Annotated in this window: 6 protein-coding genes; 3 read left to right on the plus strand and 3 right to left on the minus strand. The window is 58.0% G+C overall.

The features are described 5' to 3' along the window. Window positions 1–13 precede the first annotated feature (13 nt). The 3 genes from dnaK (at window position 14) to NITLEN_RS11690 (ending at window position 3906) form a co-directional block, all read left to right on the plus strand. On the plus strand, window positions 14–1930 hold the full coding sequence (dnaK, locus tag NITLEN_RS11680; protein ID WP_121989783.1) for a molecular chaperone DnaK: 1917 nt from the start codon (window positions 14–16) through the stop codon (window positions 1928–1930). Window positions 1931–2004: 74 nt separating this feature from the next. Beyond that, window positions 2005–3126 carry a molecular chaperone DnaJ gene (dnaJ, locus tag NITLEN_RS11685; protein ID WP_245924446.1) on the plus strand — a complete coding sequence of 374 codons (1122 nt, stop codon included), beginning with the start codon at window positions 2005–2007 and terminating at the stop codon, window positions 3124–3126. A gap of 39 nt (window positions 3127–3165) precedes the next feature. Then, entirely contained in the window at window positions 3166–3906 is a 741-nt protein-coding gene (locus NITLEN_RS11690; RefSeq protein ID WP_121989784.1) for a 16S rRNA (uracil(1498)-N(3))-methyltransferase, read from the plus strand. A gap of 25 nt (window positions 3907–3931) precedes the next feature. On the opposite strand, the gene NITLEN_RS11695 is transcribed toward NITLEN_RS11690, so the two are convergent. The 3 genes from NITLEN_RS11695 to NITLEN_RS11705 all read right to left on the minus strand — a co-directional run bounded on the left by NITLEN_RS11695 (window position 3932) and on the right by NITLEN_RS11705 (window position 22728). Further along, entirely contained in the window at window positions 3932–13714 is a 9783-nt protein-coding gene (locus NITLEN_RS11695; protein ID WP_121989785.1) for a Tc toxin subunit A-related protein, read from the minus strand. A 204-nt stretch (window positions 13715–13918) separates the two neighbouring features. Next, entirely contained in the window at window positions 13919–21502 is a 7584-nt protein-coding gene (locus tag NITLEN_RS11700; RefSeq protein WP_121989786.1) for a SpvB/TcaC N-terminal domain-containing protein, read from the minus strand. 242 nt (window positions 21503–21744) lie between these two features. Beyond that, window positions 21745–22728 carry a YCF48-related protein gene (locus NITLEN_RS11705; protein WP_181416822.1) on the minus strand — a complete coding sequence of 328 codons (984 nt, stop codon included), beginning with the start codon at window positions 22726–22728 and terminating at the stop codon, window positions 21745–21747. Between the last annotated feature and the right edge of the window lie 82 nt (window positions 22729–22810).

Consider the following 22810-nt stretch of genomic DNA (forward strand, 5'->3'; position numbering starts at 1 on the left):
AAGGAGTTCACTCATGGGTAAAGTCATCGGCATCGACCTCGGTACCACCAACTCATGCGTCGCGATTATGAGCGGCGGCGACCCCGTCGTCATCGCCAACGCGGAAGGCGCCCGTACCACCCCGTCTATCGTCGGCATCACCGAGAAGGGCGAGCGGCTGGTCGGACAGATCGCCAAGCGTCAGGCCATCACCAACCCGGAAAATACGATTTTCTCCGTCAAGCGCCTCATGGGCCGCAAGTTCAAGAGCCGTGAAGTGCAGGAAGCCATGAAGCGGCTCCCCTACAAAGTCGTGGAAGCCGATAACGGCGATGCGCATGTCATCATCCGCGGCAAATCCTACAGCCCGCCGGAAGTCTCCGCCATGATTCTGCAGAAGATGCGGCAGACGGCGGAAGACTATCTTGGAGAAAAGGTCACGGAAGCGGTCGTCACCGTCCCGGCCTATTTCGACGATAGCCAGCGCCAGGCAACGAAAGATGCCGGCCAGATCGCCGGACTGAACGTGCTGCGTATCATCAATGAACCGACGGCGGCCTCACTGGCCTACGGCCTCGACAAAAAGAAAGACGAGCGGATCGTGGTCTACGATCTCGGCGGCGGAACCTTCGACGTCTCCGTCCTCGAAATCGGCGAAGGCGTGTTCGAAGTAAAGTCCACCAACGGCGATACCTATCTCGGCGGCGACGACTTCGACCAGCGCGTCATGGATTGGCTCGTCGACGAATTCAAGAAAGACCAGGGCATCGACCTCAAGAAGGACCGGATGGCCTTGCAGCGGCTGAAAGAAGCCGCCGAGCGCGCCAAGATCGAGCTGTCGTCTTCACCGGAGACGGAAATCAATCTGCCGTTCATCACGGCCGATGCCAGCGGTCCCAAGCACATGGTCATCAAGTTGACCCGGGCAAAACTGGAGCAACTGGTCGATGACCTGATCCAGCGCACCATCGAACCCTGCCGCAAGGCATTGGCCGATGCCGGGGTCTCCGCCAAGGATATCCAGGAAGTCGTGCTGGTCGGCGGCATGACCCGTATGCCGAAAGTCATTCAAGTCGTGAAGGAGTTCTTCGGAAAAGAACCCCATCGCGGCGTGAACCCGGATGAAGTCGTCGCCATCGGAGCCGGCGTGCAGGGCGGCGTGCTCAAAGGTGAAGTGAAGGATGTGCTGTTGCTCGACGTCACCCCACTCTCCCTGGGTATTGAAACCCTGGGCGGCGTGTTTACGAAGCTCATCGAGCGCAACACCACCGTCCCGACGAAGAAAAGCCAGGTCTTCTCGACCGCGGCCGATAACCAGACCGCCGTCACCATTCGTGTCTTCCAAGGCGAACGGGAAATGGCGAACGACAATAAACTGCTCGGCCAGTTCGACCTCGTCGGAATTCCTTCGGCTCCTCGCGGGATGCCGCAGGTCGAAGTGACCTTCGACATCGATGCCAACGGCATCGTCCACGTGTCGGCGAAGGATCTGGCGACGCAGAAAGAGCAGTCGATCAAGATCACCGCGTCCAGCGGTCTCAGCAAGGAAGAAGTCGAAAAACTCGTTAAGGATGCGGCCTCGCATACCGAAGACGACAAGAAGCGGCGCAAGCTGGCTGAAGCCAAGAACCAGGCCGATAACCTGATCTATCAGACCGAAAAGAATCTGACGGAGTACGGCGACAAGGTCGATGCGGAAGAAAAGACCAAGATCCAGGATGCGGTGGCCGCGTTGAAGACGGCGCTCGAAGGGACCGAACCGGACGCCATCGAATCAGCCACCCAGACGCTCATGACCGCGTCGCACAAGCTGGCGGAAGAGATGTACAAGAAAGCTGCAGCGACCGCCGCACCGGGATCGGGCGCGGACGCATCGGCCTCGGCCGAAACCAAGACCGATGAAAAAGTCGTGGATGCAGAATTCGAAGAAGTAGACAAAGAGAAGAAGTAGTTTACAATAACCTCAGAAGTGACCGAGTTTCCTTGTAAGAGGGAACTCGGTCTTTCTCTGCTGTTCACCTGATGATGGCTCCTGTGTCAAAACGAGATTATTACGACATTCTTGGCGTTGAGAAAACCTCTTCCGACGAAGAGCTGAAGAAGGCCTATCGCAAGATGGCCCGCCAGCACCACCCCGACTTGCACCCCGGCGACAGCCAGAAGAAGGACGCCGAAGCCAAATTTAAAGAAATCAACGAAGCCTATGAAACGCTGAGCGATCAGGAACGACGCAAACGCTACGACATGTTCGGACATGCCGGCGCGCAGCAAGGACAAGGCTTCGACGGATTCAACGCCGGCGGCGGATTTGGCGACGTCTTCAACGATATTTTCGAGGATTTTTTCGGCGGGCAGCGCGGCGGCGGTCGCCCCGAACGCGGGAACGACCTGCAATACAACCTCGAACTCAGCTTCGAAGAAGCCGTCTACGGCAAAGAAGCCAAGCTCAAGATTCCTCGCTGGGAAACCTGCGGCGATTGCAAAGGAACCGGCGCGAAGTCGGCGGCCTCGATCAAGACCTGCCCCAGCTGCAAAGGGGCCGGCCAGCTCAGATTCCAGCAGGGATTCTTCAGCGTCAGCCGCCCCTGCGGCCAGTGCGAAGGAGCCGGACAAATTATCACGGAGCCCTGCGGCACCTGCCAAGGCCGCCAGCGGGTCTATCGCGAGCGCACAATCGCCGTTCACATTCCCGCCGGCATTGAAACCGGCATGCGTTTACGCCTGACCAATGAGGGCGAGCACGGCGCGAACAATGGTCCTCCCGGGGATCTCTATGTCGCCGTCACCGTCAAACCCCATCCGGTCTTCCAGCGCAAAGGCGTCGACATTCTCTGTGATGTGCCGATCAACTTCATCACGGCCACGCTCGGCGGCAAGATCGAAGTCCCGACACTGAAGGGCAATACCATCATCAAGATTCCCGCCGGCACGCAATACGACAAAGTGATGCGTCTGAAGGGACTCGGAGTCCCCAGCCTCAAGGGTGGACAAACCGGGGACCAGCTCTACGCGATCAAAGTCCAAATCCCCACGAAGCTCACGGCTCGACAGAAAGAACTGCTGACCGAGTTTGCCAAAGAGGGCGGCATGGTCATGGAAGCCGACGGCGACGGCTTCTTCGATAAGATGAAGACCTTCTTCGAATAGCGCCGACGCACACGGTTCGTTCGACCGACTGAGTCCTTCATGCCTGTGTTTTTTCTGCCTCCCGACGCCATTACCTCTCCCTCTATTACCGTGCCTCCGGCGCTCCAGACGCATCTGCGCGACAGCCTTCGGCTGGAACTCGGCGAACAGATCTGGGTCTGCGACGGACAGGGCACCCGCTACCTGATGGAACTCACGCGCGTCACCAAACAGGAGCTGACCGGGCGCATTCTCAGCACCAGCCAGGAACCGGTACGCACCGCTCCCCGCCTGCGCCTTGCCCAAGCATTGCTCAAAGGGGAAAAGATGGATTGGGTGATTCAGAAAGCCACGGAGCTGGGCGTGAGCGAAATCATTCCCCTCCAGAGCCGGCACACCATCGTGCAGCTCAGGCCGGAGCGTCTCGACGCGCAGCTCGCCCGCTGGCAACGCATTGCACTGGAAGCAGCCCAGCAATCGGAACAGTGGCACATGCCGATCATCGCCCAACCTCAGACGCTAGCTGCATGTCTGAGCAACCTCCCTGCACCGGCACTCTCACTCATCCTGACCGAACGGCGGGATGGACAGAGCTTACACAGCATCCGCCTTCCGGAAAACAGCAACGAATCGGTCATGATGCTCATCGGACCTGAAGGAGGATGGGCGACAGAAGAAGTGGCGCAAGCCGAACAAGCCGGCTGCGCGCGGATCACCCTCGGCCCGCACATTTTGCGCGCCGAGACCGCAGCCATTGTCACCGCGGGGATTCTGCAAAGCCGTGCAGGCGCACTCGGCTAGCGTTCGCTGACCTCTCCCAGCCATTTTACGGGGGCGATGGAGCGGGAGTTGCCTTCACACCAACATCGAGCAGGATAATCTTATCGATACTGCCGATGATCCGGCCGAGATTCCCCTCCCCCACACCATCTCCGTTAAGGGCATCCGCCGGCCATGCAGCAGGATCCCCCACGCCAGTTGGCGGCGGCCACACCAATTTGAAATCGAGTGGACTTCGCGTAGCCTTCGTCACATCAACGATGCGGACTTCGCGCACCACCAGCCCTGCCGCCTCCATCCAATACGGCAATAGCGTGCGTGTGAATGGAATCGTAAGATCCGAAGCTGTACCGGCACGCGCCCATTCTGTGGGAAAATCAGAGCGGCAACTAAGCGCCACCGGGAACCGCAATGAAGTGAGGCCCGCTGTAGAGGGCAATACCAGCTGTGAGTCAATTGCCGCTGTGGCGGCGCTTCGCAGATCATCGCCTCCATCGCGCGCGGTATAGCGAATGCTCAGCACGACATCCGAGATCGTGGCATAGTCGAACTGCGGATATTTCCCCGGCAACTCCACTCGCCACGTGCTGATGACGCCGTTGCCTTCGAACGGGAGAAACCGCTCGTCGCGCAATTGGGTCTCGAACAGGCCGCTGTCGCCGACTCCGGTGCTCGTCACGATGGCTTCCGACGCACCATAATAGTCGGTAAACCGGTCATCGTCGGCGGCATCGAGGCGAAGATACCCTGTGCTCTCCTTGAGACTACGCTCATGCCGCACCCTGCTCTTCAGCAAGGTGAGCTTGCAACTGACACTCGTATACGGACCGGTAACGCTGGGAATGCTGAGGCTGACCGACTTGATGCGGCGCAGATACTGGCCTGGCGTATCGAGATCGAACAACCATTCGGGAATATCGAATTCGCAACTGCACCGGCCCTCGCCATCGCGAATCCGCAGATTCGCCAGCGCCTGCGGATCGAGCCGGCGCAATGAAATATGTCTGGTCAATTCATATTCGCGGCGGTTCTGGTCAAGATAGGCGATTTCCAGCCGCTTGAGATCCTGATGCAGACGCTCGCCGGCCAGCAACCCGCCGCGCAGAGAATCCCAATAGTCGTTGCGCACAATATTCAACGGCTTGACGCCCAACTCACGAGAAGCTGCGCGCTCGGCTTTCCGGGCCATCTCAAGCGCCATGCGGTACGTGTTGAAGTATAACCGCGACAGCTCCGTCTTCATCCACTCATAGAGTTGAACGTTCGAGAACTTACTGCGCATCACCTCATCGACAGCCTTGGCCTGCTCAATCTGCTCGACATGATTAGACAGTTCCTTTTGAGTCATATCGATGCGGATCTGGCTGGCAAGAATCTGCTTGTCGATCTGCTGCATCTCCTTGAGCGTTTGATTGCTCTGGAAAGCCCACTCGTCGCGGCGGCGGATATGCCCAGCCAGCATCCCCTGCTGCTCAGCATGATTGTGCCACGCTTGCGACACCGTCGAGAAGGCTTCACCGGCAGCCGCTAATCCATGCGCCACCGCAGTGGCGACTTTCGCGCCGCCCTCACTAAAGAGTGTGGCGAATGCCGGGGCGGCAGCCATATGGGCAATGCCGCTGGCGGTTTTAGCAACTCCAGCAGCCGTCGACCAACCGCTGGCTTCGATGAAGCCAACGTACTGTTCGTCCTCCTCTTTGAGCAGTCCCAGGCTCGACTTATTACTTGCCAATGCCGAGTCAACGGTACCCAGCATCGACTCTTCCCCTGTACTTTCCTGTTCTTTTGGCAGCGTGACGTCTTTCTTGCCGAGCAATCGCTGATACTGGTTGTACCGTGATTCGAGAGATGTTCTGCTCGCGCGCAAGGCCTCGAGATTACGCTCTGCCTCGGTAATTTGCAGCGTACGCACATCGCTCACCAGCTTCAGCAAATTGATTTCATTGGAAGAACGCAACTGAGCCAAATATTCCGCATCGCGTTTTTCGATAGCCGACAACATCGCCGCACCCAATGACTTACACTCGTTCGCGAGCTCCGCCGCGCGGGCGGACAGGATGCCGTAACGGTAATGAGGCGGCGGCGCATAGAGCCCCGCGATCACGTCGCCCAAGTCCAGCCCCGCCGCAGTGGCGCGAACCAGCAGCTCCGGATCGATCGGCGCATCCATCAACGGCAATTTGCGCTGGATCCCCTCGATATTGCGGCAGGTGCGTATATTGCTGAGCCGGGCATCGACGATATTCCAATACGACACAATCTTGTCATTGAACGGCATGCAAAAATACAGCATCCCGTCAGGACTCGGCTGGTTGATCGTATCTTTTACCCGCCACGCGGTTGTGAGATTGCGGCGTCCTTGCGCGCCGGCGTCGATCCAGAAATTGGCAAATTCATCCCAGCCGGAAACTTTCTCATCGTAGGTATGCGCCGGGCGATTCGATGGCCCCTGGTGCAGTTGCGGACGGCGGCCAAGGATTCTTTCGGCCAACACATACAACATGGTCGCCTCGTTGATCGACTCACGAGTATCGCGCCGATAGAGACTATCCGCCCAGGCGATCAGATTATCCAAATAGGCGAACAACGTCCGCCACAAGAACGCGATGTGCCGCCGCCGCGCGATCAGGAAGGGGCGGAACGGCGCATCGCGCCAGCGGTCGATCAACTGATGCACAGCACCGACGTCGGCATCGCTTGCATAACCACCTGCCACTTGTGCCAAGGCGGTCAAATCGTCGACGACCTGTTGATTCAAATCCAGCTCTTTGAAGACGCGAAACTTCAAGAACCGCTTGGCATCAGTGCCCGTATCACTGCTGGTGGGGTCGAACACGAAGCGCAACCAGCGCTCCGCATCTTCAAACTTATGTTGCTTCGATAATTGATCGGCAATGAGCAGAGGGGCATGAAAGAACACTTCCCAGTTGTAGCAGGCATAGGGCAGCCGGTGGTCGAAGGTATAGACACCATTCGTTATATCGGTCCAACTTATAGAGTTGCCCATTTCTGGCACCGGCAGATTGTTTGCCCCGAAGTCGCTCCGCTGATTTTGAGCAGCAGGTAAGGTCCGACTCTCAGACCAATCCACACGGCGACTCGTCGCCTCCGGGTAGGAATCAGGATAGACCAGAAAGCCGCCATCGGTTTGACGAAGCCGATAGGCAAGATCAACATAGCCGCCACAACCACTTTCAGAATAATGCCAGGTTACCGGGATAGAAGGTGTGCGCCTCTGCCAACTGGCTGCACCGACCACCCAAAACTGAGACGCTCCCGTCGTTTTGAAAATAGGAGATGCAGTTCTTGAATAGTTGGCGATTTGCAGAGGACTATTTGGATGTGCATTGTCTCTTGTTGATATTTCCCTGAATCCATTCATCCAAGGGCGCGAAACATCCACCGGATTATCTATCGGGACTTGTGGTGTCCATGGCGGTGACTGGGAGGAGACCATATCGTCACGAGTAAGAAAGAATTGGCTTACCATCCTAAGTGTTTTAAAGGCATCAAGATCAAAGCCGATATCGATTGCGTTGTGCATCGTTCCATCGATCACAAAATGCACGGTTTGTGTCGCTTCATATCCTTCGCTAATAGAGCCTAGCTTATAGATAGCCCCTGGTGGAGCATTCAATATCGTTGTGCTGCCAGAGCTACCTCTTAGCCTGAGGCTAAGGGTACAGTTCACTTCAGGCTGACCTCCCAGTTTCCAATCCAGAGGATAGGACACACCTGGATTGAAAGGGATCGTCTCCGTCCCAATTCTGCACGTATACACACCCTCATGAGCGCCACCGGTCAGCGAGATAAACGCGATCGGGTTCGTGCCATCGGGAGCTTTGAGTTTAATCCATGCTTTACAAATGACAGTCCGACGTGAGCTTACCTGTTGAAGTCCATTGTAAAAGGCATTGAAACCTGCATAATTTGAGGTAGGAGAATGCGGCAAGGTTCTTTGCGCGTCGCTCCAGTAAGCCCAGATAAAACGAACGGTAGACTCGTTAATGTAGGCTTGATCTACTGGTCGAGTATCCGCATTTGGAAGGGGAGCATGTTCATACCGCCATTCTGCCACTTGAGGATTCGAAAACAAAATCACCCTATCGTTTGAATCAGACCCTCGCTCCATAAGCGCTAGCAGGACCCCCTGCCATGGCGGAATAGGAGCCTTTGAGTTTTCTCTCCAAGTCGCATAGATCTCCAATTGTTTCTTGATTATTTCTGGAAGTGCGGAGTGATTGTTCCGAATAAGAACATCAAGAAACGCAAACGCTGTATCAGGATTTTGAGCTTCGCCTGGATACGTTACGCGCCGATCCCATTGGGAACGAGTCGGGTCTTCAACCGATGGCGCTCCGATTTCTGTACTCGTATCAATATCGTTGGTCAGTGCGTACACAAGTATGGCTACCTTACGGCCATCAAAAGCCGTCTCACTACGAAACGCAAATCCCCTTCGTTCATCCGAGAAAGCCGCAGCGTGACCAGTCCACGAGTCACGTGAAACGCTGGATTTTTGCCAGTTTTTCCCATCATATCGTGACCAAGCAAGCTTGATCTCCCATCCGTCTTTCGTAGCTCCTTCTGGACCGACTTTTATGGCTCGAATTATCGGCCAGGCGATATACAGCTGCCCGCCCAAAAGAAATGGCAGTACATGGTCACCCTGTATATCAAGTTCAATGCGCTGCCATGGCGACCACTCCATGTCAGGGCCTCCAAAATCAACGCATTGGCGCCAGAAATAGGCATAAGGCGGATTGAGAGTTCTGCCAACGACATAGAGCGTACGGCGAAGAGGATATTTCCTCTCATTCAAAAGGATATTGCCCTGATCATCGTGCGATATAGCCTCGTACATGCCAAGCACCTCGATCTGCCCCATCTGCGCCACGTCATCGAGAAACTTGCCGAAGGCCTGATTGGCCAGGTCTTGCGTCAGCTCACCCTGCCCCAGCGCCGACTCGAGTTGCTTGAAGCTCGACGATGTGTCGTCGCGCAGTTCTGGAAACAGCCAGTTTTCCGGAAACAGAAAGACTTTGCGATTGGCTTCCCAGACGCGGTAGTTGCGCATCCACGTCCAGCGCTGCCTGAGTTCCGGTTCGGCCGTGGTCGCAGGTTCGACACCGAACAGAATGCGCTGCGCGAACAACTGCACGGCGGTGACGGCTTCCAAGATGCGCGTCGTCTCAAAGCACGGCTCCATCTGATGGTCGATCAGGAAATGCTCGTACAGCGCCTTCGCATCGCTCCATTGATCCGAATTATTGCGGCCGACGATGTGCGCAACGAGATAGCCTACCAGCGCGTCGCGCCGCTGCCGGCGCAACGAGTTGCCGATCGCCTGCAATGCCGTCTGTACATTGCCGCCCGCCAGCTTCGCTTCAAGCAGCGCTTTCGCCGTGCCGGCGGCAGCCGTATTGCCGGCAAGATCGGTGAGCTGTGCCATCTGCTCGGCCTTCGCGCCCAAGTGTTTCGCGAGCAGCAGCCATTCAAAGATACGCCGCAACGTTCCCGGATTGCGCACCTCATCGAGTGCGGGAAGTGCGTCCAGCGGCAATGAAAGGGCCTGCGCCATGAGAGGCAAGACAAGCTCTTCTGCGATATTCATACGCGCGGTCAGCGGCCGCACGGTATCCCGAGAAACCTGAGCGCCTGAAGCGCTTAACCGATGTAATACATCACCGAGGGTCTGCCGCGAGAGCCGATCTGGATGTTGCAGCCACAGCAGATCGAGCCAGGCCTGCCACTGAGGGTTTTGCCAGGCCGTGCTATTCGCCGGAGTCGAAGCGAGCAGGTCGCGCCAATTAATCCCCGCGTTCGATCCCACGACGACAAGCTCTGCCATCTGCATTAGCTCGGTATCGGCGGTGACTGCGGCGCTGAGAGCGATCAGTCGATGCAGGCGATCCATCCATGCATGCAGCCTCGGCATCGCTGCAATGGTCGCACTCGGCGGACCCGGTTGAGCCGATGACACATCGGCCCAAAATCTTTCGTTGAGAAACGCCTCCGACGCATAGGAAGACTGTCCTTGTGCGGGGTCAAGCAGCAAGCGCGCGCCGAGAAGAGGGAGCACCTCGGCTTCCGCCAGTCCGCACTGCTCGGCGAGAACGGCCAGTAATGCTCTTTCCCGCCGTCTGGATGCGACCGCCGTCAGCACGCTGGTGAAGCGGTCATCGGCGTTTGCCGTCGCAACGCTGAACAAGGTCTCCGCTTGCTGCGCAGTCATGATCGGCAACCACGCGCCCAAGGAATGCCCGGTGGCGCCGGACAAGGTTGCCACCAATTCGGCCATGACCGTAGCTTCGGGCGCTTTTCCCGCAGGGCCGGACGCCTCGCGAATACTCTTCAGCACCGCATCGGCCGTCGCACGGTCATAGATCTCGTGCAACGCGTCAGCAGCCTGGGCTTCTAGCCCACTGTCCGGTCTCGCCACAACGACAGCGCGCAGGCGTTGCTGGACGGCCTTGAGCAGGGTTTCAATATCTTCATCGGATTTGATCGAGGACGGCAGCTCTCTGGCCACAGCTTCCCATTCCTCTCTCGTCAGCAGCGCGTGCGCTGCCTGTTCCACCGACAAACCGATTTCGCGCAGACACCTGACAGCGCGACACACACGTTCCAATGCATGCCAGTCAACGTTCTGTGCGGTCGGCCTATACCCTGTGAGTTCTTTCAGAAGAGCGAATTGCAGCAGCGACAGCCCGAACGCCTTGCGCACATACGTTTCTGACACCGGCCGTTCGAGCAACGCATCGAGCGACAGCCCATAGTCGTCGTGTAGACGTTTGACGATCGTCAATGCGACGAGGAGATCACCTCTCTGCGGATCGGTCGTGGTCTCACGTTCGACTCCATTGCACGCAACGATGGCCCGCCCAAGCGTGTCGATGGACCATCCTGGCAGTTGTGCCCGCAACCGTGTAAAGCGATGCAAGCGATCCAGAATACCTTCCAGCACAGGGCCTTCAGCCGGCAGGCGCATTGCACTGGTTTTGCATTGCTCGCGTCCGTTCAACGCAATGCCGCTGACATAGCCGGACACGAACTCCGTCCGAAGCGCCTGCTCCAGCTCTTCCAACGACAGCCCTATACGGTCTATCAAAAAAGACGCCCGAGTCAGCACAGCTTCTACCGTCTGATTGGTCAGCCGCTCTCCTGAAGCGGGATCGACGATTCCAATGTCATTGTCTATAGTGAATCCATAGGCTGCCCATAGCCTGGCACCCACGCGTTGTTGCGTGAGCAATGCCCATTGCGAATTCGCATTCGAATTGCCGGTCTGATCTATCGGCGCATGGAGCGCTTCCGAGGCCAGATGCGCCGGCACCGCGTTCCGCTGCAACGCCAATACTTTCTCACGCGATACGCCAAGCTTGGTCAGATAGGCATCGACCTCTGCGTACCCCCGGTCAAACGGCAGATGCCAGGGATAAATCGCTTGGCGCAGCTTCTGGTAGGCAATGAGCTGGATGCTCTCCGTCGTCGAGCCCGCAGGGGCTTCTAGTGCCGCCGCTTTCTCTAAGATCTCCAGCACGATGTCGATATGCTGAATGGTCTGTTCTGCATTTTCACAACTGAGTTTCAAGTTGAAGATATCGGGACGCCTAGCCCTGAGTACATCCAACGCGTTGCCGCTTGTGCTCGTGGACTTTGCCAACAGATTGAGCAAATCCACCAAATACGCCGGTTGCCCGAGCATGGATTCGCAAGGCCGGCACACACACTCGTCCAGATCGCCGAATAGTGCAGCCAGCGTCGGCGCGTTTTCCCGAACCGGTTCCGGGAGCGGAATCCCATACTCTTCCAAATCCTTGCTCCAGTAGTGCGCCGGCGGCCGTCGATTAATGCCGATCTCAATCGCGGCACCGTTGCCGCCTTGCACCAGCCCATCGGCATAGCGATAGAACCCGTCGAGCACCTCAGCCACCCCTTCTTCGAGCAGTCTATTCTGGAACTGCTTGCGCAAGTGCTCACGCCCATAGCGCAAGGCCGCGCCGGGAGAGTCAATGCCGCCCTTCATACAATCTGCGGCCAGCTCCATGCTGACCCCGGTGCGCACAAAGCGGCCCGTGTTTCGCAGCACCGCATGCGTTGCGGATTCCTCAGCCTGTACCGGCGCCTTACCGAGCAACAATTTCTCAACCATCGCGGGCTGCTTTTTGATCAAGGCCGCCACATCGCTGCCTGGCAGGTTCGGCAAATCGAACAACCCGGCATGAACCTTCGACTCCAGCGCCGTCAGCGGATGCTGATATTCCACCTGCGCCTGCGCCTGCAACGCCAGCCCTGCGCTAACGCCCGCCTCTTTCGCCATCCCGATCCACTCAACCGCTCGCACGCTCGCCAGCGGCGCAATCGAGTCCGACGCACCCTCCAAACGCGCATTCAAGACGCGAGACAGTCCTGCGTGACCAGACGTCAGCTGATGCACCCGCACCGCGCGCACAAACATTTTAATCTGGGCTTCGGCATCCGGATGCCGCTGTGCGAGGGCGAGCAGTGCATCCACGTCGTTCAATCCTTTTTCCTGAACGACAGACAGCGCATCCAACGCAACAGTTTTTGGCAGAGGGATCGCGAGGTTGGCCAGCACCTTCGCAAAATCACTGTGGCTGTTTTGCACAGGATCAAGCTGTTGCACACGCTGGAGCAATCCCAGTGCATCGAGACAACCGTCTGCATGCTTTTCATTGAGCGGCGGAATCTGATGAGCAGACACTGCGGCCTTCAGCATCTGAGCCATCTTCTGTGCAGGCTCACGCAACAGCTCGTCTAGCTCGCTCGCGCCTCCCTGCCGGACAAGACCATAAAAGAAGGGCCAGCCATATTTGCGCAGAATGCCTTGCTGGGCCGCGTGCTCGTCAGTCAGCCGCAAGACGGCATCCCGCACCATGCGGCTGGATGCCGCCCATGCCTGAATGGCTGCGCGGTCGAATCCTGTCTCAATTGCGAGAAAGTCGAGATCGCTCGCGGCAATATCCTCGGGTGGAAGGTCCGCCCGCGTCTGGCCAGTCCTCGTTTTGAGCTGCGGCGCGCCTTGTCCTTTGAGGAGCGGCACAACGGCCTCGCCGATTCGCTGCCATTCGGATACGACCCCTACATTAGATAGCGTGAACGAGACAGTTTGGTCGCGGTCTGGCTTCTGAACTTCCTGCTTAGCCAGCGCATCACCCTCAGCGGTTTCACAGACCTCGACAATGAGCCAAGGAGACCGGCGTGACGGCAGATCGCCAAGCTGAAAATCATCAGGACGGTAGTCGATGCGATAGCCGCCGTTCGCAGCGGTTTCGCTGGTACCGAGCAACTGCGGAAATCGCAAATCGCGGTCTAACGCACGCACGATCATATTGGGCAGCGGGCTACCCTTCGCATCTGTCACCAGCCCCCGCACCGTATAGGACTGAGCAGGCACTTGGATGTTCAGCTGGTATGCCGCCGGAGCATTGTTCTTTTTCTTACTGGCAAACAGCGCCTCGCTCAGATCGTTATAGACACGCACGATCACATCGGCGCCGCCACGCTCTTTAGGGCTGCGGCGAAACGAGGCGGCGCTGTAGGAAATCGTATAGGCGCCCGCCGCGTCCGTCGTCGCCTGGCCGAGCCGGTCTTCTCCAGACTCGTCCTTGTCGTAGGCGATGACGGTCAAACCGGTTGCCGGTCTTGCATCCGCATACGTCACAGTCCCCAAGACGACAAACGTCTCGACGGTATCAATTGACGATCTTTTGCCAGGCTTCTTCGTGGCGGCCTTGCTGCGCACAGACGGCTTCTTAGCTGAGGGAGCTTTGGTTTTTGATGAACGCTTCGGCGACTTGGCCATTGCTATCGTCTCCGTGACTTACATGGTTGTGCGGTTGATCGGCTCACACAGACGAGCCAGACAGCGAAACGAGCTATGAATCTCTGTTATCAATTTGGACTTGTTCGACATTATCCTTGTCATTTCGCCAGAAGATCCTAGATATATCCACTCAATTACAATGCCACTTTGACTGCCTCAATGGCTCGCACAACCTAGCTCTCACTATTTCAATTGACCATCAGGCTTTCTAAATATGCTCCACCCTTTCATAGCAGTCTTTATTGACTGCCAATTCTTTTCTCGCTCATCTGGGGTCATTTTCGGCACCGCGTGAAGCAGCCGTGGAGGAGACTTCTGCTCGATCTCACGAGACCGCAATAAGACTTCATGTGCTATCCCCAAACGGAACCATGCAAATCCACCGTTGGAGCTTGATGGCCCTGCCACGCCAGAATCCCATCCGCCACGATATTCACCTTCCTTCTTCCATTGATGCAGCGGTTGAAACATACCGAGTCCAGCTTGGGATACCGACTCTCTCCCCCAATCGCCGAATAGGCCGGGTCCAGATCTGCCCCAAAGGTAGTAGTGCGCGTCACGAAGCAGCACGCTCGTGGATGCATTCGAAAGCTTTGGGACATAGGACACCTGTTGCCGTCGCATGCTTTGGATATAATCACCTGCAACTTCCAGCATATCTTGAGTCGAATGATCGCCATCTCCCAATTTCAACGCCGTTTTCAGTAACACCATATTGACAACCATCTGAACTCTTCGAACATGTTCAGGATCATCTATCCGGTCATCCCATCGAACTCTTATCTCAGAATGTTCCTCCTCAACCCACTTAGGTAAATCATTGGCCTCAAAATCGTCAATGACTGCGGAAAGCACTTGCTGATTCTCAGAAGTCTTAACAGGCTGCTTAGGTAGTTCGGCGTCTATTTTTTGGACCAGCACGCGGTCTTGCTCTGTCGGATCAGGATGGCAGGCCGACAGACACAGCGTGTGATGCTCATTTGGTCTATCCTGCGTTCCCGATATATCGACTCGAATGATCGGCGAACTACTGCAAAATTGAAACACATTCGGACCTCCAGAAATTCCAATGGGGTCGACGCTTCCCCATCTTCCCAGCCATGGCATGTAATATCGTGCTGTGTGATAGCTCAGCCCACTCTCCTCATCCCTCTCCATCCCCGTATAGCGATACCGTTTCGCCGGCGCTTCGCTGTCTCGTGTCATCGCCCGATAGGCGCTCGTGCCGTAGGGGTGATATTCCTCATAGGAAATGATTGCGGCCTCGTGATCCAGCTCCAGACAGGCAGATCCTAGATGATTGCTGTACTGATAACGGTACAGCGGTCCCGTTTTATAGTTGCGGCCATCAGCATGGGTTTTGTTAGTCGCACGCACATCATCCACCAGCAGCACTCGCTGCTCGCCTTCAAAGAGGTGATGGGACTCGATCTCCTCGACCGGCGTCGTGCCGCTCCCGCTATAGCGGCGATAGCGCTCATAGCCGCCGAGATAGATACGTTCCCAGTAGCCGCCGCCGCTTTGCGCCACGATGCGTTTCCGGCTGCGCTGCTTGCCGCTGTCATATTGATAATGCGCCGTGCCGCCGCCGCCGAGAGCAAGACGCGCGATCATGTCGCGGTGATCCCATTGCATCTGTTGGCCTAGCGCGACATTGGCCACGTTCAGCATGTTGCCGTGGGTGTCGTAGCCATAGGTCACCGCTTGGGTTCTGTCGCCGCCGGTCCAGGTCTGCCACAGGCGATTGCTGACAGCCTGATTGGCATCCTCGAACGCATAGGCATAGTCGCGCGTCCAGCCACCGATAGCGCCGGTCACGACATGACGCATCTGTCGGATATTGCTCACGCTGTCGTAATGATAGCGCTGGGTGTAGTTGCGCAAAGCATTGCCGTCTTGCACCGGGAAATCTGCAGCATCGTCTCGATCGAACTGGCCGGGGGCATCGGCGTTCGCCACACTCTCGCGACCGGTGGCAGAAATCAGGCGGTATAGGGCGTCGTATTCGTACCGGCTGCGCGGCTCGACCATGACGTTGGCAAAGAAGACCGGCTTATAGGCTTCATCGTAGATCTCCGTAATGTTGCCGACCGGGTCGTAGGTGTAGTGCAGTTGCTGGACGATGCCGGCGTCCTGCAAATTCGAGTGCCGTTGCGGAAAGCTGCTCGCATCGGCCGGACGCGTGGTTCGAATTTGCTTCAAGCGAAACGTCGTCTCATCGTAGTCGTACTGAGTCAGCGTGCCGTTGCCGAGTTCGAGATATTCTTTCTGGCCTTTGACGTTGTAACGAATCGCTTTGATGGCATTCGTCGTGGCCCCACGCAGGGCAAGAGTTTCACTTTCCAGAATCCCGCGCTCGTTATAGACAGGCTGGTACACCGCTCCCGCGCCGCCAAGCCGGTGCCAATTCTCCTGCCGCGTCATGCGGTTCACAGCATCGTGCTCGGTAAGCTGCACATAGGATTCTGGCTCAAGCGTGCCGGCCGGAGTGCCCTGCCAGTCAATGATGGATGCGGTCGCATCGTTTACCAATGTCCGGCGCGTCTCCTGCACATTGCCCTTGAAATCGCGCCGTACGGTTTCAACCAAGCCGCTGGAATCGTAGCGGCGAATCAATTGGCCGTTAAGATTATTGAGATCATTCGGCGCCGCGTCCTGGTATTCATACCGCTCAATCATGATCGGCGCACTGGCATTGATCGTGAGCCACTGCGCCACCGGCCGGTGGAGCGAATCGTAGTCCGTACGATAGACACGATTCTCCCTGGTCGCTGCGCTGCCATGCGGGGTTTCGTTCAGATCCCAGGCCAGCATGGGTTTGCCGGCGGCGTCCATTAACAGCCAGCGGTCGCCTGCATCCATGCTGTGCTGAAACAGCAAATTGCCGGCGATGTCGTAGCAGGGCACTGCATCAGCAGGCAGCGCGTTGCTTGCATCGTTGTTCGCCTTGGCCGGCGCGATGTACTGCATCACCAGATGGCCGCGCGCGTCTCGGATCCACAGCGGCTTGCCCTCGGCATCGAGCCGAGTGAACGTAAGAAACGCCTCGTCCACGCCACCGGCTCGGTTGTGGGCAATCGCAATGACATCACGCCCCAAACTGTCGAGATGCACCTGCGACGGGGTGTTGGCGTGCTGCGCGGCCAGCCAGGCCGCGCGCTGATCGGGCGTCGCAGTCGATTCCCCGGTAATGGGATTGCGCGGCAACGGTTGGTCGTACGGAAACGGACTGCGATCTCCATACCAACGGCTCTCCAACACCGTGTCGTTCGCGTCGAAGCTCGTCACGTGCCAAGGCGAGAACTCCACGCGGCTGAACGTACCGTCCGGCATCTCGGTGCGCACCACACGCCCGGCGGCATCGTAGTACATGATCGGCGTGACACCATTGGGGCCAGGCATTTCGCAGCCAAAGTGATCGCTAAACGCAGGCTCATATTGCTTGACTGGTTTACCCTTGTTGTTGAGTACCGTCAGTCCGTTGATGATCCAACGCAGAGCGGTTTGGCCGGGAGCGGGTTCAGCCTGCGCCTTCTTCATCAAGACATTGCCGCTACCGTCTGAGCATTCGAGAGCGACTTGCAATGGACTATTGCCGCCGCCCGGTGCAGTCGCATGTATCTCGCGCACGATGCCGCACGCGCCTGCCGGCCTAGTCGCCCATCCGGTCACGTGCCCATTGGCATCACGGCTCTCGCCGAAGTGATACACAAACCGGGCGGTCGCCCGATTGAGCCAGGCCCGCGCCCTCGGCTCATTCAGCGCACCGTCTGTGCAAAACGCTTGCACCTCGGCGGCCGACGGGTTCGCGAGATCGTCATCGAAACCGGCGAGATCGTCGCCTTCCGTCCCGTCCCCGTTGCCCTTTACCGCCGACGCCACCACCATGCCGAGCACATCGAAATAGACTTCCGTGCGATTGCCATTGAGATCGATCATTTCGGCTGGCGCAAGCACACGGTAATCGAATCTGGCAATGCTGACGCTGTTACCCAATGCATCCGAGCTGGAGCGGACGTACAAATCCAGCGGGTCGTAGTCCAGCGTGGTCGTGTTCCCAAAGGAATCGATAAACTTCTCAGGAAGATAGAAATGGTACGCCGCGTCGCTCTTGAATCCGGCGATACCAGAGCGCATCCACCATTGCTCGGTGAGCATCGACGACAGCGCGGTGCCGGAGACATATCCGGAAAGAGTCGGCGTATTCAGACGTGTGACGACATCGGAAGTGAGTTTTGCGCCGAACACGGCGTTGAGCAGCGCTCTCGTCAGCGCAAGTTTGTAGGTCTCGTACGGCAAGCCGAGCCAGGCATAGGCGCCAAATGGTTCTGGGCCGGTCAGATCATCTTTCCAATACAGCGTCCGCGTCCATTCGACCAGGCGCTTGTGCGCCCGGTCATCGGTCGGTCGCTCATGGTACGCCAGCGAGACCACCGGTTTCGGCCCCTGCCCAGGCAGAAGGTCGCTGAGGGCGAAGGCCCTCACATCGTCGAGTGAGAAATAGAGGCCAGCGCTGGGCGAAAATCCACCCGCGCTATCGGCGCCGGTCAATTCATAGGTGAGGACTTCGCACGGAGCCGGCAACCGATGGCGGTGCAGATCCTCCGGCAACTCAGCGGTAAAGTGCGTCTCGGTATAGGCAATGTGCCGCTCGCGTTGGACCCTGCGAATGAGGTCTTGCTGGTCCTGCGTGAGGAGATTGGCGGAATCCCCGAAGGGAACCAGGCGTGGATAGACCACGGCGACGGATTGCTGCGCACGGCCATAGGCATCGAATCGCAGGTTGAGCGTATGCGCAATGCGAGGATCGGGACTCAGTGCCGCCTGGCGCAGATCCAGCTCATAGTGGTAGGTGATCGCCTCACTCTCCGTGACGAGAAAGACCGCGTGGCGGTTGATACCTTGCGGTTGCAGACGTGTGATCGCGCAGTTGTGATAGGCGGTGGTGTAGAGGCGCACGGGCAACTCGACACCTTGGACGAGCTCGTCCACATCCAGCTCAAAGACTTCCTGCCGGAGCACCATCCCCTTGCAGGCGCGGAGGGCTTCGCGCCACTCCTCGGCAGAGAGATCGGCCGGCGTCAGCGTCGGCTCCGGAAGCTGATGTTCGGTGAATCCAGGAATCGCGACATACTCGTGCTTGAGCGCCGAGAGAATCCGCTCTCGATCGACGGCGGCGCCGGTGTGATACCACGTCACGGTCTTAATGGGCGGCTGATAGAGCGTCTGGTCGTCGGTAATATAGGGACTGGCACTATTACCCTCTGCAAATTTTCCGAAGCGCTCGATATCCACCTGCTCCACGCGACCGAATCCACGAAACTCGCGTTCGATTCCATCGAAGTAGCCGTGATGGTAGCTATAGGTGCTGCTGAACGCGGTGCCACGCCACTTGTCGCGCACCGTGACCGTTTCAACGCAATGCACGGGGAAGGGAAGCTTGGTGATCCAGGGTCTCCCGGCCTGTTTATCTTGGAGATAAAATTTGGTGGACGGAGCGTAGACGATGTCGGTTTCGCCACCGAGATTATTGACGGTCTTGATAAGCAAATGCGGTTTCAACCCGCCCATAAGGTCGATGTAGCGGAGCGTGCTGCGCGCATCGCCCGGCAAGGGAGACGACCAGACGAGGCAGGCCGTGCCGTTGCCGAGTAAGTCGACGGTGGAAACCGCCGACAGGTTATCGATGCGTGGAAATGTCGTGATGAGTCGCCGTTCGCTCCAGGCATTGCCGGATTGATTGAAGTAGAGCTGCACTCCCTGGCCGGTGAGATACAGAATATCCACCAGGCCTGATCCGTCGATATCCGCAAGGCGAATGCGGCGTTGATCGAACAGATCTGGCGCATCGAACCACGGCGCGCGATCCATCGCGACCTTCGCGCCGAACCGACCGTATCCAAGATTGGGCCAGTAACAGACGTCTCCGTTGCGGATGCGCACCAGGTCGGTGAGCCCATCCCCGGACATATCGGCCTGGTAGATGGATTGGGTGCCATCGGCAAAGACCAGTCTTGGCCCCTGTTCCTCGTCGATCGCCTGGCGCACCGTCTCAGCGGAAGCGAACCCGGCTTCGGCCATCGACTGGTACCAGGTAAAGGCATGATCTTCGGTGATCAGGATATCGGCATGGCCATCGCCGGTGAGGTCGATCAATTTGAGATTGGGGTCCTGCCACGCGATGTTCGGGATAGACGTAAACGGCCGGTGCGGCGCCCACTCTTCATTCGAAGTCCGCGCGAAAAATCCCGGCACGGGGCCTTCGAAATCGACGACATCTAACCGGCCGTTCCCTGCCAAATCCATGAACTGCTGATCGCCGCTGAGATTGGCCGGTGAGGGCATCGTGGCCACGCGCTCCAGCGGAGCAAAGCGGGCCACGGTTGTTGCGTGGCCCGCCGCATTCTTCACCGGCACGGCGCTCTGGTTGCGCTTGTAGAACCAGGCGCCGCTCTGTTCCGTCAAAATACCTGAAAGCCCTTCCCCATCCAGATCCACCCATTGGTACCGGCTGTGATCCAGCCCTTGAGGAAGATTCTCCACACTGGCGGCATCGACTTCATGGACCTCGTCCCCAATGACCACCTCGCTGTAGGTAAACTCGACGGGTGGGAGGGATTTCTTGCGATACGTGCCATCGCTCTTGCGCCGATAGCTCGATTGAGTGACGGATGTGAGGAGCGAGGCAATCGGGCCCGGTGCATGATGAAGATCCGTCGAGCGCACCAAACATGGCGCCGCGCCGAGCTCGCTGAAATGGTGGAACATCAAGACGCGTCGGCACAACCGGTAGGTCCGCACTTCAAAACCGGCTCGATACGTGGAGAAGGGGTCCTGGCGAATGGGCCATGGCGCGGCTAGTTCATCCGGCAACGGCACGTCCGGATCGTGATCCCCATAGTCGAATACCACTTCAAACATCCACGAGGCCTGAGTCAGATCCGGCTGAGCCAACCGCGAGACGTGATTTCCATACTTGATCCGTTTTAGATAGCGGTTGGCCGTGCGTGCGCGATTGCGTTCGTTAGCTCGGCCGCGATCGACATGGTCGTCGTTCTCGCCGGCATACTCGTAGACGATGGCATTGCCGGTATCGTCGTAGCTTTCGCAAATCAGCCAACTGAAAATATGCGGAGCCGCGGCCGGGTCAGCCACACAACTCTTGTCCGTGGAGCCATACAGGGTGGTGACGTTGTCTTTGGAAATACTGCGCCAGTGCGAAACACCCTGCGCATTCGTCCAACGCTCAATCCTGGCAAACAGGCCTTCGATGCGAGGCCGGTAGCGGCGGATCCGGTATCCCTGCGCCGATGTGGTGTCTTCATACCGACTCCCGTCCTCGTTAAGCACCGGCACCAAATCCTCGGCGCCGGAAAGAATGAAGACATCGGACTTGTCGCCGTCGTGATAGCGAGGGACGCCTTTATCGGTTTTACGAGTAATGGCGGGAAGCGAAAGATTCCAACCAAGACCAAAGGGGGTATTGCCGGCGCCGGAGTCATACGACAATGACAGTTGTGGGCCGAAGCCGGAACGGCCCGGGCTCATCGCAATCGGCACGGACATCGAGCCGGTGCCCGTCACGGGATTGGCTGCGAATTTTTCGCCGATGCCGCGAATGGCCCCGCCGCCTTTGGGCAGCGAAACCGACGGCGCTGTCGTTTGAAAAGAATTCTCTGAAGGCGTACCGGACGAGCCTGACGTTCGCGCCCCTGGGTACTGAGAGGATGCGGACTCGGTGGATCGTCCGCTCGATGAGGGAGTCATGCCAACCTTTTCGGCTCCGGCTGCAGGACTATCCTGCAACCAGCTTGGGCAGACTTAGCGGATACGATTTAAAAAGTAAAGACCGGTTTCAAGACCGAGCATGGGGAATCGGCAGAGAGAAGATACGGCAAGCACGATCGTCTCAGCGTCGGCGATACGGTCACAATATCTCAACGGGAATAATACGACACAGTGGCAGCCTCTGCGCGGCGCAGGCCCGCCACCAGCAGAGGCGAGTGGCCTTACTTACCGGCCTGCAGATACACGACCGTCCCGTTCTCTCCGCTCGCCCAGCCGTGGGCCGCATCGGAGAAGGTCAACCCAAACAACGAGACCGGCGCAATCGGAGCGCCGTCACTCCAGGAATAGCCTGCATCCGTGGTGCGATACAGCATGCCCCGCTCGCCGACAATCCACCCTTCTTGAGCGGTGGTGAAACGGACCTTCAGCAGATCGATCACCTTGGTGCAGGTCTTCCCGCAAGGCAGCGTGCGATCCACCCACTTGACGCCGCCGTCATTCGTTTGAAACAGCGCGCCCGCATTGCCGACCGCCCACCCGGTCGCGTCATCGGTAAAGAACACATCGAACAGCGTCACCGCCCCCTGCGAGACTTGCGGCACCCACGTACGCCCGCCGTCGCGCGTCGCTAAGATGGTGCCGAGCGCGCCCACGGCCGTCCCTCGTTGAGCATCGAGAAACTGCACGGCGTACAACGCCGCACTGGTCCCGCTCGCCTGCTCGACCCAATGCGCGCCGCCGTCAGCCGTATGCAGGATCGTCCCGCCCCCGCCGACCACCCATCCGTCGGCCGCCGACGTAAAGTGGATCCCGTAGAGCGGTTGTTGCGTTTCAAGCGGATGTCCCGTCCAGGTCTCTCCCCCATTGAGCGACTGCCTGAGCGTGCCGGCCGCCCCGGTGACCCATCCTGTTTTTTGATCGATAAAGTAGACGCCGGTCAGCAATGTCGAGGTTCCGCTCGCCTGCTTCTTCCACTTCTTCCCGCCATCCACGGTGCTGAAGAGCGTTCCACCAGAACCGACGGCCCAACCGGCCTTGGCGTCCTTGAACTGGACCGCCATCAGCGTCATCGGCGTATTGGTTTTTTGAAGAGTCGCGAGCACGGGCGTCTCCGCGCTCAGGGCTCCCCCAGGCATGAACCCAACCACCATCAGACAGGCACAGAGGACGGCCCTCTTCACACCGCGACACATTCCTACAGGCATTCCCCAGTTCTCCATTTTACTGATTCGAGTTAGCATTATTGACTAGTATTGGCGTCGGGGCGATTGTTGTTCCAGTACCCAG

Source organism: Nitrospira lenta (assembly GCF_900403705.1).
GTDB classification, from domain to species: domain Bacteria; phylum Nitrospirota; class Nitrospiria; order Nitrospirales; family Nitrospiraceae; genus Nitrospira_D; species Nitrospira_D lenta.